Annotated in this window: 17 protein-coding genes and 1 tRNA gene; 9 read left to right on the top strand and 9 right to left on the bottom strand. The window is 72.7% G+C overall.

The genetic code is table 11. The features are described from left to right. Window positions 1–8 precede the first annotated feature (8 nt). The 3 genes from fmdA to DMP17_RS43535 all read right to left on the bottom strand — a co-directional run bounded on the left by fmdA (window position 9) and on the right by DMP17_RS43535 (window position 2,831). On the bottom strand, window positions 9–1,262 hold the full coding sequence (gene fmdA, locus DMP17_RS43545; RefSeq protein WP_178374498.1) for a formamidase: 1,254 nt from the start codon (window positions 1,260–1,262) through the stop codon (window positions 9–11). A gap of 89 nt (window positions 1,263–1,351) precedes the next feature. Next, a complete protein-coding gene (locus DMP17_RS43540) occupies window positions 1,352–1,675 on the bottom strand; it encodes a zinc ribbon domain-containing protein (protein WP_255656405.1) in 324 nt (107 codons plus the stop codon). Between the two features lie 58 nt (window positions 1,676–1,733). Further along, window positions 1,734–2,831 (bottom strand): substrate-binding domain-containing protein, encoded by a 1,098-nt coding sequence (locus tag DMP17_RS43535; RefSeq protein ID WP_226355153.1) that lies wholly within the window; start codon window positions 2,829–2,831, stop codon window positions 1,734–1,736. A gap of 72 nt (window positions 2,832–2,903) precedes the next feature. Between DMP17_RS43535 and DMP17_RS43530 the strand changes: the two genes are divergently transcribed. Beyond that, window positions 2,904–3,389: a MarR family winged helix-turn-helix transcriptional regulator gene (locus DMP17_RS43530; RefSeq protein WP_337832535.1), complete on the top strand. Its 486-nt coding sequence runs from the start codon at window positions 2,904–2,906 to the stop codon at window positions 3,387–3,389. Between the two features lie 61 nt (window positions 3,390–3,450). On the opposite strand, the gene DMP17_RS43525 is transcribed toward DMP17_RS43530, so the two are convergent. Further along, the gene (locus tag DMP17_RS43525) at window positions 3,451–4,431 is read right to left on the bottom strand and encodes a ribose-phosphate diphosphokinase (RefSeq protein WP_226355172.1); all 981 of its coding nucleotides are present in this window, start codon (window positions 4,429–4,431) and stop codon (window positions 3,451–3,453) included. Further along, a complete protein-coding gene (gene glmU / locus DMP17_RS43520) occupies window positions 4,428–5,912 on the bottom strand; it encodes a bifunctional UDP-N-acetylglucosamine diphosphorylase/glucosamine-1-phosphate N-acetyltransferase GlmU (RefSeq protein WP_443217999.1) in 1,485 nt (494 codons plus the stop codon). Before glmU ends, DMP17_RS43525 begins: the two co-directional genes overlap by 4 nt. 344 nt (window positions 5,913–6,256) lie before the next feature. Between glmU and DMP17_RS43515 the strand changes: the two genes are divergently transcribed. From DMP17_RS43515 to DMP17_RS43505, 3 genes are all read left to right on the top strand, one after another. Then, a complete protein-coding gene (locus DMP17_RS43515) occupies window positions 6,257–6,778 on the top strand; it encodes a L,D-transpeptidase (protein ID WP_337832533.1) in 522 nt (173 codons plus the stop codon). 102 nt (window positions 6,779–6,880) lie between these two features. Next, a complete protein-coding gene (locus DMP17_RS43510) occupies window positions 6,881–7,324 on the top strand; it encodes an OsmC family peroxiredoxin (protein ID WP_073577628.1) in 444 nt (147 codons plus the stop codon). A 66-nt stretch (window positions 7,325–7,390) separates the two neighbouring features. Further along, entirely contained in the window at window positions 7,391–8,032 is a 642-nt protein-coding gene (locus DMP17_RS43505; protein WP_337832532.1) for an alpha/beta hydrolase, read from the top strand. A gap of 56 nt (window positions 8,033–8,088) precedes the next feature. Here the strand turns inward: DMP17_RS43505 and DMP17_RS43500 are convergent. Beyond that, window positions 8,089–8,159: transfer RNA gene (locus DMP17_RS43500), tRNA-Gln, on the bottom strand. Between the two features lie 216 nt (window positions 8,160–8,375). On the opposite strand from DMP17_RS43500, the gene DMP17_RS43495 reads away from it, so the two are divergent. The 5 genes from DMP17_RS43495 (at window position 8,376) to DMP17_RS43475 (ending at window position 12,539) form a co-directional block, all read left to right on the top strand. Beyond that, entirely contained in the window at window positions 8,376–9,596 is a 1,221-nt protein-coding gene (locus DMP17_RS43495) for a class I SAM-dependent methyltransferase (protein WP_337832814.1), read from the top strand. A gap of 1 nt (window position 9,597) precedes the next feature. After that, on the top strand, window positions 9,598–10,437 hold the full coding sequence (locus DMP17_RS43490) for a sugar phosphate nucleotidyltransferase (protein ID WP_226355178.1): 840 nt from the start codon (window positions 9,598–9,600) through the stop codon (window positions 10,435–10,437). 28 nt (window positions 10,438–10,465) lie between these two features. Next, on the top strand, window positions 10,466–11,140 hold the full coding sequence (locus DMP17_RS43485; RefSeq protein ID WP_062400266.1) for a PIG-L deacetylase family protein: 675 nt from the start codon (window positions 10,466–10,468) through the stop codon (window positions 11,138–11,140). Between the two features lie 31 nt (window positions 11,141–11,171). After that, the gene (locus DMP17_RS43480; RefSeq protein ID WP_337832531.1) at window positions 11,172–12,197 is read left to right on the top strand and encodes an NAD-dependent epimerase/dehydratase family protein; all 1,026 of its coding nucleotides are present in this window, start codon (window positions 11,172–11,174) and stop codon (window positions 12,195–12,197) included. Between the two features lie 72 nt (window positions 12,198–12,269). Next, window positions 12,270–12,539 (top strand): DUF2277 domain-containing protein, encoded by a 270-nt coding sequence (locus DMP17_RS43475; RefSeq protein WP_226355181.1) that lies wholly within the window; start codon window positions 12,270–12,272, stop codon window positions 12,537–12,539. A gap of 10 nt (window positions 12,540–12,549) precedes the next feature. Here DMP17_RS43475 and DMP17_RS43470 read toward each other — a convergent pair whose 3' ends face one another. The 3 genes from DMP17_RS43470 to DMP17_RS43460 are packed head-to-tail and all read right to left on the bottom strand — an operon-like array spanning window position 12,550 to window position 14,698. Beyond that, window positions 12,550–12,966 (bottom strand): RidA family protein, encoded by a 417-nt coding sequence (locus DMP17_RS43470; RefSeq protein WP_226355182.1) that lies wholly within the window; start codon window positions 12,964–12,966, stop codon window positions 12,550–12,552. Then, complete coding sequence (locus DMP17_RS43465; protein WP_226355183.1) at window positions 12,963–13,727, bottom strand: IclR family transcriptional regulator; 765 nt, start codon at window positions 13,725–13,727, stop codon at window positions 12,963–12,965. The genes DMP17_RS43470 and DMP17_RS43465 overlap by 4 nt, the downstream gene beginning before the upstream one ends. Continuing rightward, complete coding sequence (locus tag DMP17_RS43460) at window positions 13,724–14,698, bottom strand: sugar kinase (RefSeq protein WP_226367259.1); 975 nt, start codon at window positions 14,696–14,698, stop codon at window positions 13,724–13,726. Before DMP17_RS43460 ends, DMP17_RS43465 begins: the two co-directional genes overlap by 4 nt. Window positions 14,699–14,802: the final 104 nt, after the last annotated feature.

Below are 14,802 nucleotides of genomic sequence, written 5' to 3'. Positions count from 1 at the left end.
CCCGCTGGTCAGGCCGCCGAGTGGGGGACGCCCTGGCCCGGGTCGATGCGGTGCGGGCCGTTCTTGCCCGGCTTGACGTCGAAGTCGAAGATCCCGGTCGGCAGGTAGACCGTCGAGCACGAGTTCGGGATGTCGACCACGCCGGACAGCCTGCCCTCGATCGGCGCCGCCCCGAGGATCATGTAGGCCTGGATCGGGGAGTAGCCGAAGTTCGTCAGGTAGTCGATCGCGTGCAGGCAGGCCCGCTGGTACGACAGGTGCGAGTCGAGGTAGCGCTGCTCGCCGTCGAGGGTGACCGAGGTGCCGGAGAACGCGATCCACTCGCTGTACTGCGGGTCGGTGTTGCCCGGCACGAAGATCGCGTTCTCGGAGACGCCGTAGGTCGCCATGCCGCCCTTGATGACGTCGACGTGCAGGTCGATGAACCCGCCCATCTCGATCGCGCCGCAGAAGGTGATCTCGCCGTCGCCCTGGGAGAAGTGCAGGTCGCCCATCGACAGGTTCGCGCCGTCGACGAACACCGGGTAGAAGACCCGGCTGCCCTTCGTGAGGTTCTTGATGTCCTGGTTGCCGCCGTTCTCCCGGGGCGGTGCGGTGCGCGCGGCCTCCGCGGCGGCCCGGTCGAAGTCGGCGCCGGTCAGCGAGCCGAGGATCGCCGAGTCCGGGTTCGGCGGCAGGGCCAGCGGCGGCACCCGCTCCGGGTCGGTGTCGATCAGCGCCTGCTCGCGGGCGTTCCAGCGGCCGAGCAGCTCGGGCGACGGCGCCGTCCCCATCAGCCCGGGGTGGACGATCCCGGTGAACGACACCCCCGGGACGTGCCGGGAGGTGGCCGTCCCGCCCTGGAAGTCCCAGATGACCTTGTAGGCGTCGGGGAACTGCTCGGTGAGGAAGCCGCCGCCGTTGCGGGTGGCGAACACGCCGGTGTAGCCCCAGCCCTGCCCGGCCAGCGGGCCGGAGTCCTCCTGCGGGATCGGCCCGACGTCGAGGATGTCGACGATCAGCAGGTCACCCGGCTGCGCCCCCTCGACGGCGATCGGCCCGGACAGCACGTGCACCCCGGCGAGCGGGGCGTTCAGGATGTCGTCGGCGGAGTCGTCGTTGTGGATGGCGCCGTCGAACCACTCGCGGCAGTCGACCCGGAACGTGTCCCCGGGCTTGACGTGGACCTGCGCCGGGATGTCGGGGTGCCACCGGTTGTGGCCGGTCAGCTGCTGGTCGGTGAAGGTCTTGGTGCTGTCGAGGGGGAAGACGTTCCTGGGCATCGGACACTCCCGGGGTCGGTGCGGACGCGGGCGGGGCGGACGGGGTGCAGCGGTCGGTGCGGCGGTCGGTGCGGCGCGGGGCGCCGCGGTCAGGGACGCGGCAGACCGCGGGTGGCGGGGTGCAGCGGCGGCCCGCCGGGGCGCAGCGGGCGCGGCGGCGGCGCGGAGACGACCTGCGGCTCGTGGGCGGTGGCCGTGGTGCGGTCGATCAGGGCCATCCGGCCGCGGTCGGCGAGGCCGACCATCGGTGCGGTGATGACGCGCGGGGACTGCTCCCCGCAGGTGGGGCAGCGCGCCGTCGCGGGGGCGCTGCCGATCGGGTGCCGTTCCTCGACGGGGCCGTCGGCCCCGCACCGGTAGACGTAGAGCGCCACGGTCGTACCTCCCGGCACGCCGGGCGACCCGACATGCATCCGAGGAAATATTTTCCTGGGAAAGTACGACCGACGGGCCGGGGTGTCAACGGACCCGTCAGAGTTGCTGGACGACGTCCCAGGCCACCCCGTCGGCGACGGCGAGGAACACCTGCTGGCGCAGGTGCCGCCCGTGCACCTCGACGGTCCCGCGCGGGCTCTCGTAGGCCAGCCCCTCGGCCACCGCGGTCATCGCCGGGACCTCGGGCGACCCGGCCCGGCGCATGAGCTCGGTCAGCAGCCGGACGCCCTCGTAGCAGGACTCGCCGAGGCTGTTGAGCACCGGCGCGTCCGGGCCGAAGCGGTGGGCGTGCGCGGCCGCGAAGTCCAGCCCCGACGCCGTGCCCAGGTCCTCGAAGTAGCCGGCCGAGGTGAGCAGGCCGCGGGTGTTCTCCGGGCCCGAGGCGAGCAGCACGTTCTCCTCGATCAGCGAGCTGAACCGCAGGATCTCCCGGTCCAGCCCGAGGGCGCAGAACGCCCGGTTGAACTCGACGGCGTCGTTGCCGATCAGCAGCATCAGGACGGCGTCGCAGCCGCTCGCCTCGACCCGGTGCAGCACGCGCGAGAAGTCCTCGGTGCCCAGCGGCACGTACATCTCGTCGCAGACCGTCCCGCCGATCCGGCGCAGGTGCTCGGTCGCGACCTGCGCGGACCTGCGCGGCCACACGTAGTCGTCGCCGACGATCGTCCAGCGGCGCACCCCGGCGGCCTCGGCGAACCAGCTCAGCGACGGGCCCAGCTGCAGGTCCGGGGTCTCCCCGGTCAGGAACAGCCCCGGTCGCTGCTCACCGCCCTCGTACAGGGCGGTGTAGGCGTAGGGCACCCGCCCGCGGATCCGGGGCGCGACGGCCTCGCGGACCGCTGAGATGTGCCAGCCGGTGACCGCGTCCACGGCCCCGGCGCTGACCAGCGCGTCGAGCTCCGCGGCGACGACGGCGGGTGGCGCGCCGCCGTCGACCGGCACCAGGTTCAGCTCCCGGCCGAGCACCCCGCCCGCGGCGTTGACCTCCTCGGCGGCCAGCGTCGCGCAGGTTTCGCAGGACGGGCCGAAGATGCCCGCCGGACCCTGCAGCGGGACGACCAGCGCCACGTTGAGCACCTCGCTCCCGCGCGCCGGCACCGCCGTCGCGCGCCCGGGGTCCGGGAACGGAGTCATGCAGGTGACGCTATCCATCGTGGCGTCGCCCACCTAGCGCCTCGTCGGAAAACGTCCGGTTACGATGCGCTCATGTCGGAGCCCGCGGAGCACGTGCGGCCGTCCGGGGACGAGTCGCTGCGCCTGCTCTGCGCGGTGGGCCGGACCCTGGACCAGGAGCTCGACGAGGCCCTGCGCGGCTGCGGGTCCGACGTCGACCAGTGGCGGGTGCTCGGCCTGCTCGCCTCGCGCGGCGGCTGCACGATGAGCGTGGTCGCCGAGCACGCGCTCCTGCTGGCGCCGCGGGCGACCAAGCTCGTGGACCGGATGACCGCGGCGAACCTCGTGCACCGCAGGCCCGACGTCGTCGACCGGCGCCGGGTGCTCGTCGTCGCCACCGAGCGGGGCCGCGCGGCACTCGCGGAGTGGGACGCCGCGGCGGCCGGGGTGCTGGACCGCTACCGGGACCTGCTGGGCACCGACGCCGCCCTGTTCGACGACATGCTGCGCCGGCTGCAGGACGCGACCGGGCGGGCCGGGGCGCCGGGTCTGGCCGGGCTCGCCACGACCGAGGGCTGAGGCGGAACGACCGACGGCGCCCCACCCGCGGTGGAGCGCCGTCGGCGGACGTGCGGGGTGCTCAGGCGTTGCCGTCGAACAGGCTCGTGACCGAGCCGTCCTCGAACACCTGGTGGATCGCCTCGGCCAGCAGCGGGGCGATCGGCAGCACGGTCATGCTGTCGAACCGCTTCTCGGCCGGGATCGGCAGCGAGTCGGTGAAGATGACCTCCGACGCGCCGCAGTTCGCGAGGCGCTCGGTGGCCGGGCCGGACAGCACGCCGTGGGTGGCGGCCACGATCACGTCCGAGGCGCCCTCCTTGAGCAGCACCTCGACCGCCTTCGCGACGGTGCCACCGGTGTCGATCATGTCGTCGATGACCACGCAGCAGCGGCCCTCGATCTCACCGACCACCCGGTTCGCGACGGCCTCGTTCGGCTTGAGCGGGTCCCGGGTCTTGTGGATGAACGCCAGCGGGGTCCCGCCGAGGGTCTCGGCCCAGCGCTCGGCCAGGCGCACCCGTCCGGAGTCGGGGGAGACGACGGCGAAGTTCCCGTCCGGCCGGGTGCTCTTGATGTGCTGGGCGAGCACCGGCAGCGCGAACAGGTGGTCGACGGGGCCGTCGAAGAAGCCCTGGATCTGGGACGTGTGCAGGTCCAGGGTCAGGATCCGGTCGGCACCGGCGGTCTTGAACATGTCCGCGACGAGACGGGCCGAGATGGGCTCGCGGCCGCGGTGCTTCTTGTCCTGACGGGCGTAGCCCCAGAACGGCATGACCGCGGTGATCCGCTTGGCCGACCCGCGCTTGAGCGCGTCGACCATGATCAGCTGCTCCATGATCGCGTCGTTGATCGGGGCGGAGTGCGCCTGGATCACGAACGCGTCGCTCCCGCGGACCGACTCCTCGAAGCGGCAGAAGATCTCACCGTTCGCGAAGGAGTAGGCGGACTGCGGGGTGACCGTGACGTCGAGCTCCTTCGCCACGTGATCGGCGAGCTCCGGGTGCGCCCTCCCCGAGAACAGCATCATGTTCTTCTTGGGAGTGCCTGCGATCGCGCTCACCGTGCGGTGCCTCCTCGGCTGAGGTCTCTCGGGTCTGTCGTACCGGCGGAGGTGGTGTGACCTGCGCCGTCGCTGCTGGTCGTGCCGTTCGTGGACGGGTCGTTGCCCGCCCGCTGTGCCGCCTCGGCGGCGGGGGTGCCGGGCCGCTTGCGCGGCACCCACCCCTCGATGGTGCGCTGTGCTCCACCCGACACCGCGAGCGCCCCCGGCGGGACGTCCTCGCGGAGCACGGTCCCGGCGCCGGTGTAGGCGCCGTCCCCGACCGTGACCGGGGCGATGAACATGGTGTCCGACCCCGTCTTCACGTGGGATCCGATGACGGTCCGCTGCTTGCGGACACCGTCGTAGTTGACGAACACCGACGAGGCGCCGATGTTGCTCATCTCGCCGATCGTCGCGTCCCCGACGTAGGTCAGGTGCGGGACCTTGGTGCCCGCGCCGATGTCGGAGTTCTTGACCTCGACGAACGTGCCGATCTTGCCGCGCTCGCCGAGGACGGCGCCCGGGCGCAGGTGGGCGAACGGCCCGACCGACGCGCCGGGCCCGATCCGGGACTCCGACCCGTGGGTGCGGACGACGCTCGCGCCGGCCCCGACGACGGTGTCGGTCAGCGTGGTGTCGGGCCCGATCACCGCGGCCTCGTCGACCTCGCACACTCCGTGCAGCTGGGTGCCGGGGTGCAGGACGACGTCGCGCGCGAGCCGCACGTCGACGTCGACCCGGGTGGTGGCGGGGTCGACCACGGTGACCCCGGCCAGCATCCACTCCCGCAGCACGCGGCGGTTCAGCTCCGCGCCGAGCTCGGCGAGCTGGACGCGGTCGTTCACGCCGCGCACGCGCCACTCGTCGTCGCAGCGGACGGCGTGCACCGTCCGGTCCGCGGCGACAGCGGCGGCGACCAGGTCGGTGAGGTAGAGCTCCTGCTGGGCGTTGTGCGCGGCCAGGCCCGCGATGCCCGCGCGCAGGAACGCGGCGTCGAAGGCGTAGACGCCGGAGTTGACCTCCGCGATGGCCCGCTGCTCCGGTGTCGCGTCGGTCTGCTCGACGATCCCGGTGACGGCACCGTCGGCGGTGCGCACGATCCGGCCGTAGCCGGTGGGGTCGGCGACCTCGCAGGTCAGCAGGGTGACCGCGGCGCCGTGGTCGGCATGCTCGGTGACCAGCGCGGACAGGGTCGCGGTGTCGAGCAGCGGGACGTCGCCGTAGGTGACCAGGACGGTGCCGGTCAGGTCCGCGGGGAGCGGGGTGAGGCCGCTGCGGACCGCGTCGCCGGTGCCGAGGCGCTGCTCCTGGACGGCGGTGGTGGCGGTGCGGCCGAGGGCGGCGGAGATGCCGTCGACGGCCTGCTCCACCCGCTCGCGCTCGTGTCCGACGACGACCACGAGGTGCTCGGGGGCGGTACCGGCCAGTGCGTGCACCGCGTGGCCGAGCATGCTGCGCCCGCCCAGCTCGTGGAGCACCTTCGGCGTCGACGACCGCATCCGCGAACCCGCGCCCGCCGCGAGGACGATGCCGGCCGCGACCGCCGCCGTTCCGGGTGCCGGTCGGTCACCGGTGCCGGCCCGGTCGGGTTCGGGCATGTTCGGTTCCTCCTGCCGGACTCGCCGCCCGTGCCGGGCGGAGGACGCGGGACGCGCCGTGCCGGTACGGCATCGTACGGGGACGGCCCCGGGTGACCCGGCGGGCCCGTCACGCCCGCGGTGACGTCGCCGTAAACCCAAGATCAACCCTTCGGGTGGTAACCGGTCGGGTACCGGACTCGTTCCACCGTTCAGACGACGGTGACCGGCCGGCCACCGTCCGTGATGCCGATGAGCGGAGTGCGATGACGCGCGAGGTCGAGGGACGCCGTCGGCGGCCCCGGGTGATGACGGTCCTGGCCACGGTGGCGGCCCTGGTGCTGGCCGGGCTGACCGCCGGGATGATCGGGACTGCGTCCGCGGCGCCGACGGAGTCCGAGCGGGGCGGTCCGGGGCGCGCCGAGGGCACGCCCTGCTCGGCGGCCGCGCGCGCCTGCGTCGACCTCGCGAACAGCACGGCGTGGCTGATCCGCGACGGGAAGATCGAGGCCGGGCCGGTCCCGGCGTCGTTCGGGAAGAAGGGCCAGCGCACCCCGGCCGGGGTCTTCCAGGTCCAGTGGAAGAACAAGGACCACCGCAGCGCGGAGTTCAACAACGCGCCGATGCCGTTCGCGGTCTTCTTCGCCCCCGGCGGCATCGCCTTCCACGAGGGCAACACCGAGACCGAGTCCGCGGGCTGCGTCCGCCTGTCCCGCGCGAACGCCGAGCGCTGGTTCAACTCGCTGCAGGTCGGCGACCGGGTCGAGGTCACCAACATCCCGCAGTGACCGGAGGCGTTTCGCGGTCCGGGGTGGCGGGAACAGTCGGGGCGGAGAACACTGCCGAGTGATCGGTTGTGCAAAATCGGTCCCCACGACACGGAGGTAACGATGCCCACGCGCAGCGCCCGCACCGCATGGAACGGCTCCCTGGAGCAGGGCTCCGGCCAGGTGGAGCTGTCCAGCTCCAAGGTCGGTACCTACGAGGTCAGCTTCCCCAAGCGCGCCGCGGACGATGCCGGTGGCACCACCAGCCCCGAGGAGCTCATCGCCGCGGCGCACTCCGCCTGCTACGCGATGCAGCTCTCGGCGAACATCGCCGAGGCGGGCGGGACCCCCGAGTCCCTCGACGTCTCGGCCGACGTCTCGCTCGGCCCGGACAAGGACAACGGCGGCTTCAAGCTGACCGGCATCACGCTGAAGGTGCGCGGTGAGGTCACCGGCCTCGACGCCGACGGCTTCGCCAAGGCCGCGGAGGCGGCCAAGGCCGGCTGTCCCGTGTCGAAGGCGCTGACCGGCGTCGAGATCACGCTGGACGCCGCGCTGGAGAGCTGAGCCCCGCACGTCGCGACGCCCCCGACCGGATCCCGGTCGGGGGCGTCGTCGCGTTACGGTCGGTCCGTGGTGGACGCGCCCTCCCGGCCCCGTGGCATCGCCCTGTTCGGCCCCGGCGCGGGCGGTGACCCCGGCCGCTACACCACCCTGACCGGTGCCCTGCGCGCCGCCGGGTGGGACGTCCTCGCCCCGCCCGCGGAGCGCTTCACCCCCGCCACGGTGACCACCGCGCAGCTGCGGGCCCGGGTCGAGGCCCTGCACGCCGCCCTCGCCGCACACCCGGGCCGCGACGCGCTGCCGGTCGTCGCGGTCGGGCACTCCATCGGCGGGTGGGCCGCGCTCTGCCTCGCCGGGGCCCGGCCCTGTACCCGCGACGGCGAGGAGATCCCGGTGATCCCCGAGCCACGGGTGTCGAGGCTGGTCGTGATCGCCCCGCCGGTGGGCTGGTTCGCCGCGCCCGGCGCGCTCGCGGACGTGACGGTGCCGGTCGCGGTGCACGTCGGCGCCGCGGACACGGTGACGCCGCCGTCGTCGACCGAGCTGCTGCGCGCCGCACCCGGGCCGGTGACGGTCACCGTGCACGAGCGCGTCGGGCACTTCGACATCGCCATGACCGAGCTGCCGCCGGGGGAGCGCCCGGCGGCCGGGCTCGACCACCGGGCGTTCCTGGAGGGGCTGGCGGCGGCGGTCGTCGCCGATCTCGGGTAGGCGACACCGTCGACGGCGGCCGGTTCCCGGGCCGGGAGACGGGGCGAGCAGGAGTGCTCCGCCGCCAGGATTCGAACCTGGACCATCGGAACCAAAATCCGAGGTGCTGCCGTTACACCACGGCGGATCGTGGGGCCTCGTCATCGTGACACGTCGTTAGCACCGTCCTTGCAGCGCACCCGCCCTGCGCGTTAGCCGAAGATGACAGGGATCACGGACAAACACCCACGAAAGGGTGACCCGCACCCCGGGCGCGGCGGACCCCCGTCGGGTTGACACACTCCCGTTCGTGCTGAACACGGATGCTTCCGGGACGACGTCGTCGATCGGATCCGGAACCGCGTTGACGTGCCGTCTCTGTGGCTTGACCGACCTGCGCAGCTTCTGCGACCTGGGTGCCACACCGCCCTGCGAGCTGTTCCTCACCGAGCAGACGGCACAGCAACCCGAGCAGACCTTCCCGCTGCACGTGCGGGTGTGCAACTCGTGTCTGCTCGCCCAGCTGCCGCCGGAGATCAGCCCGGAGGAGACGTTCGAGGAGTACGCCTACTTCTCCTCGTTCAGCTCGTCCTGGGTCGACCACGCGCGCCGCTTCGTCGACTCGGCGCAGGAGCGCGCCGGGCTGGACACGGGCTCGTTCGTCGTCGAGGTCGCCTCGAACGACGGCTACCTGCTCCAGCACGTCGTCGCGAAGGACATCCGCTGCCTGGGCGTCGAGCCGAGCGTGAACGTCGGTGAGGCCGCTCGGGAGAAGGGCGTCCCGACGCTCACCGCGTTCCTCACCCCGGAGACCGGCGCCCGGGTCCGCGCCGAGCACGGCCCGGCGGACCTGGTCTGCGGCAACAACGTGTTCGCCCACATCCCCGACGTCGTCGGCTTCGCGCAGGGACTGCGCGCCATGGTCGCCGACGACGGCTGGGTCTCCATCGAGGTCCAGCACCTGCTGACGCTCGTCGAGCGCAAGCAGTTCGACACGATCTACCACGAGCACTTCCAGTACTACACGCTGCTCACCGGGCAGCGGGCGCTCGCCGCGGGCGGGCTGACCCTGGTCGACGTCGAGCTGCTCGACACCCACGGCGGCTCGATCCGCATGTGGGCGCGCCCGGCCGAGGTCGCCGGTGAGCCGAGCGCGAAGGTCCGTGAGGTCCTGGCCGCCGAGGCGGCCGCCGGGCTGCACACGCCGGAGGGCCACGACGGGTTCGCCGAGGCCGTCTCCACCATCCGCGACGACCTGGTGGCGTTCCTCATCGACGCCCGCCGGCAGGGCAAGCGCGTGGTCGGCTACGGCGCCCCGGGCAAGGGGAACACCCTGCTCAACTACTGCGGCATCCGGCCCGACCTGCTCGAGTACACGGTGGACCGGAACCCGTACAAGCACGGGCGGCTAACGCCGGGCACCCGAATCCCGATCTTCGCTCCGGAGCGGATCGCGCAGGACCGCCCCGACCACGTGTTGATCCTGCCCTGGAACCTGCGCACCGAGCTGACCGAGCAGCTGTCCTACGTCCGTGAGTGGGGCGGCACGCTGGTCTTCCCGATCCCGTCGCTCGAGGTGGTCTGACGTGAAGGTCGTCCTGTTCTGCGGTGGTTACGGCATGCGGATGCGCGATGGCGCGTCCGACCTCCCGAAGCCGATGCACCCGGTGGGGCCGCGCCCGCTGATCTGGCACGTGATGCGCTACTACGCCCACTTCGGCCACAAGGACTTCGTCCTGTGCCTGGGCTACGGCGCGCACCACATCAAGAACTACTTCCTCAACTACGACGAGACCGAGTCCAACGACTTCGTGCTGCACCAGGGCGAGGTCGAGCTCATGGGCAGCGACATCAAGGACTGGAACATCACGTTCGTCCACACCGGTCTGGACTCGCCGATCGGTGAGCGTCTGCGCCGGGTGAAGGCGCTGGTCAAGGACGAGGAGATGTTCCACGCGAACTACGCCGACGTCCTCACCGACGCCCCGCTGGACAAGATGGTCGAGCAGTTCGCCGGCACCGACGCCGTCGGGCAGCTGATGGCGGTGCCGCCGCAGTCGGCGTTCCACTGCGTCGACGTCGACGACAACGGCAGGCTCGAGTCGATCACCACGCTGCAGGAGATGCCGATCTGGGAGAACGGCGGCTACCTCATGTTCCGGCCGGAGATCTTCGACTTCCTCGAGAAGGACTGCGACCTGATCGCCGACGCCGCCGCCCCGCTGGCGCGCAAGGGCCGCATGTCGGCCTACCGGCACCGCGGTTTCTGGCAGCCTGCGGACACCGTCAAGGAGCGCAACGCACTGGAGGCGGCCTACCAGAGCGGCGCGCGCCCGTGGATGCTCTGGGAGTCCCACGAGACCGACCAGGACCCGCTGCAGGCCGCGATCGCCGAGATGCACCGCAGCAGCCACCAGCGCGACTAGGCCGCGATTCCGGGGGGAACGAGAGACCGTGCTGAACCTGTTGCCCGAGCGGCTGGACCGCATCCTGCTGCTCGGCGCCCACTGTGACGACATCCCGATCGGGGCCGGCGGGATGCTCCTGGAGCTGTGCCGCGCCTATCCGGGGGTGCAGGTCACCGCGCTGGTCCTCACCGGGGCGGGGTCGCTGCGCGAGGAGGAGGAGCGGGCCGCGCTGGCCGCGTTCACCCCCGGCGCGCACCTCGACGTCGTCGTCATGGACCTGCCCGACGGCCGCGTCCCGCAGCACTGGGAGCGGGCGAAGATGGCGCTGGAGGACCTGCGCAGCCGCAGCGAGCCGGACCTGGTGATCGGCCCGTCGCCGCACGACGCCCACCAGGACCACCGGACGCTGTCGCAGATGATCCCGACCGCGTTCCGCGACCACCTGACGCTCGGCTACGAGATCCTCAAGTGGGAGGGCGACCTCGCCCAGCCGACGGTCTTCCTGCCGCTGTCCGAGCCGGTGCTCACCGAGAAGATCGCCAAGCTCAACGAGCACTACGGCAGCCAGCGCGACCGGACCTGGTTCGACGACGAGACCTTCCGCGGCCTGGCCCGCGTGCGCGGCGTGCAGTGCCACGCCCGCTACGCCGAGGGCTTCCACGTCCAGAAGCTGACACTGTCCGCAGCGCCGATGGTCGGTTCCGAGCCGAACGGCTTCTGACCCCGCACACACCGCCGAGAAAGGGTTATTCATGCGCGTACTGCTCACCGGGCACCAGGGCTACCTCGGGACCGTGATGGCGCCGTTGCTGGCAGCCGCGGGTCACGAGGTCTCCGGCCTGGACTCCGGGCTGTTCGCGGACTGCGTGCTGGGTTCGTTGGACACCCCCGACGTCGAGGGTGTCAGCACCGACCTTCGTGACGTGACCGTGGAGCAGCTGGGCGGGTTCGACGCTGTCGTGCACATGGCGGCGCTGTCGAACGACCCGCTGGGCTCGCTGGCCCCGGAGATCACCTACGACATCAACCACCACGCGTCGACCCGGCTGGCCCGGCTGTCGAAGGAGGCCGGTGTCGGCCGCTTCGTCTACGCCTCCACCTGCTCGGTCTACGGCGCCCAGTCCGGCGACGACCTCGTCGACGAGGACGCCCCGCTCAAGCCGGTCACCCCGTACGCGATCTCGAAGGTCCGCGTCGAGGACGACCTCGCCGAGCTCGCCGACGCCGACTTCGTGCCGGTCTCGATGCGCAACGCGACCGCGTTCGGGTTCTCGCCGCGGCTGCGCGCCGACATCGTGCTGAACAACCTGGTCGGCCGGGCGATCCTCACCAACGAGGTCACCGTGCTGTCCGACGGCACCCCGTGGCGTCCGCTCGCGCACGCCGAGGACATCGCCGGTGCGGTCGTCGCGGCGCTGGGCGCCCCGGCGGACGTCGTCCGGGCGCGGGCCTACAACGTGGGCACCGAGAAGAACAACCGGACCGTCGCCGAGATCGCGCAGGCCGTGATCGACGCCGTCCCCGGCTCGACGCTGAACATCACCGGTGAGGCCGGCAACGACCCGCGCTCCTACCGGGTCGACTTCGCCCGGGCCCGCAAGGAGCTCGGCTTCGAGGCGTCCTGGACGATCCCGGCCGGTGCCGAGCAGCTCGCCACCGAGTACCGGAACCGCGGCCTCACCCAGGACGCGTTCGACAACTCCTTCACCCGCCTCGCCGTGCTGAACCGCAGGCAGGCGGCGGGCGAGCTCGACGGGTCCATGCACGTCGTCCAGTAGTTCGCACTCGGTCGACGGCCCGTCCCGCGCTACGGTCGCGGGGCGGGCCGTCGTCGTATCCAGGGGGTGCCCATGTGCCGCAACATCCGGACGCTGCACAACTTCGAGCCGCCGGCCACGACCGACGAGGTGGACGCCGCGGCGCTGCAGTACGTCCGCAAGATCGCCGGGGCGGCGAAGCCGTCGCAGGCCAACGCCGAGGTGTTCGAGAAGGCCGTCGCCGCCGTCGCCGAGGCGACCCGGGAGCTGCTCGACGGGCTGACCACGACCGCCCCGCCGAAGGACCGCGAGGTGGAGGCGGCGAAGGCGCGGGCGCGGGCGGAGCTGCGCTACGCCCGCTGACCGTGCGGGGTCAGGACGCCGGGGCGGCCAGGGCGTCGATCTCCACCAGCATCTCGGCGTGGGGGAGCCCCACGAACACGGTGGTGCGGGCGGGGAGCGCGGCACCCTCGGGGACGTGGCGGGACACGAACTCGCCGTAGGCGTCGTTCATCGCGGAGAAGTGCTCCCGCTCGGTGAGGTAGACGCGGAACATCAGGACGTCGCCGACCGAGGCGCCGCCCGCCTCCAGGATCGCGCGGACGTTCTCCAGGGTCCGCAGCGTCTGGGCGTGCACGTCGCCCGGGGCGATGTAGGTCTTCGTCGCCGGGTCCATCGGGCCCTGCCCGGAGACCTGCAGCAGGCCGCCCTTGCGCACGCCCTGGCTGAAGGTGTGCGCGGGGGCGGGCGCGTCGGTGGTGGTCACGGTGCCGTTGGCGGCGGTGGTCATGCGGGGGGATCCTCTCGGGTCGGGCGCCAGCCGAGGTCGCGGGAGATCGTCCCGACGACGGCCAGCAGTGACGGGACCAGCTCCATCAGCTGGTCGTAGCCGGCGACGATGGTCGGCACGGACACCGACACCGCCGCGACGGCGGTTCCGGCCGGTCCGCGGACCGGTGCCCCGATGCAGTTGATCGAGGCCTCGTTCTCCTCGCGGTCCTGGGCCCAGCCCTGCTCGCGCACCCGGGCGAGCTCGGCCAGGTAGGCGTCGCGGTCGGTGATCGTGTGCGGGGTGCGGGCGAGGAAGTCGACGTCGTCGAGCACCCGGTTCCGCTCGGCCGCGGGCAGATCGGCGAGCAGCACCTTCCCGGCGGCGGTGGAGTGCACGGGTCCGCGCAGCCCGACCCGCGACGCCATGCGCACGTTGTCGAGCGACTCCAGCTTGTCGATGTAGACGATCTCGCCGTCGTCGCGCTCGGACAGGTGCACGGTGTGGCCGTGGGCCCGGTTGAACGCGTGCAGGTGCGGTGCGGCGACCGTGCGCACCTCGCGCTGGTCCAGCCCGCGCGAGGACAGCTCGAACAGCCGCGAGCCGAGCCGGTAGCGGTGGTGGTCGTCGCGGTGCACGAAGTGCTCGTCGGCCAGGGTGCGCAGCAGCCGCAGGACGGTCGTCTTGTGCACCTCGAGCGCCGTGGCGAGCTCGTCGAGCGACGCCGGGCCCTCCCCGAGGACCACCAGGATCCGCAGCGCCTTCGTCAGGCTGGTGCTCACACGGCCTCCCGGTCGGCGCTCACGCGCAGGGTCGCCCAGGCGTCGTCGTCGAGGTCGAGCAGGTGCTCGGGCAGCGGTGCGGCGGAATCGCCGGGGACGACGAGCACCGCGGCGGCACCCAGGTGGCCCCGGCGCAGGCAGCGGCCCACGTCCTCGCCGCGGACCAGGCCGGTGAGCAGCCCGGCGGCGAACGCGTCGCCCGCCCCGACCGGCTCGACGACGTCGACGACCAGCGCCGCGCGCTCGGTGACCGCGCCGTCGCGGTGCACGGCCAGTGCGCGCCGGGCGCCGTCCTTGACCACGAGCAGCTCCGGGCCGGGCAGCAGCGCGCGCAGCCGGGCCGGGTCGTCGGTGCCGAACACCCGTCGCGCCTCGTCCGCGCCGACGAGCACGACGTCGGCCCGGTCGGCCAGCGCGGCCACCGGGGCCGGGTCGCCGTCGGGCCACATCTGCTCGCGCCAGTTCACGTCGAACACGACCCGGTACCGGCGGGGACGGGCCAGCAGCGCGGCCAGCGCCGCCGCGCAGGACGCCGACACGGCCGCGGTGATCCCGCCGACGTGCACCCAGTCCGCGACGGCGATCCGGTCGCGTACCGCGGGCACCTCCAGCAGCTCGGGCCCGGCCGCCGAGGCCGCCGACCCGGACCGCCGGTAGGTCATGAGGGTGCCGCCGTCGGGCGCGGGGGACTTGGCGTAGCGGCCGGTCGGGAGGTCCGGGTCGACGCCGATCCCGCCGGTGTCGACCCCGGCGGCGGCGAGCGTGTGCTGCACGAGGGCGCCGTGCCGGTCGTCGCCGAGACGCCCGACCCACGCCACCGCGACGCCGGCCGCGGCCAGGTCGAGCGCGACGTTCACCTCGGCACCCGCGGCGTGCGCGGGTGCCCGCGGGTCGTCGACGGCGGCCGCGTCGGGGACCAGGGCGAGGGCCTCACCGAAGCACACCACGGCGCTGCGGCCCGGGGTTTCCACTGCTGGGTTCTCCTCCGCCGTCGTTGACCGATCTGTCGCGGCGATGCTAGAACAGCCGCACCGAAATGCGCAACCAGCGCTGCAAAATACGCAACGCACCTGTT

The sequence above is a fragment of the Pseudonocardia sp. TMWB2A genome (genome assembly GCF_017312135.1).
The sequence above is the reverse complement of the archived record's forward strand: the minus strand, read 5'-3'. Positions and strand labels throughout refer to the sequence as shown.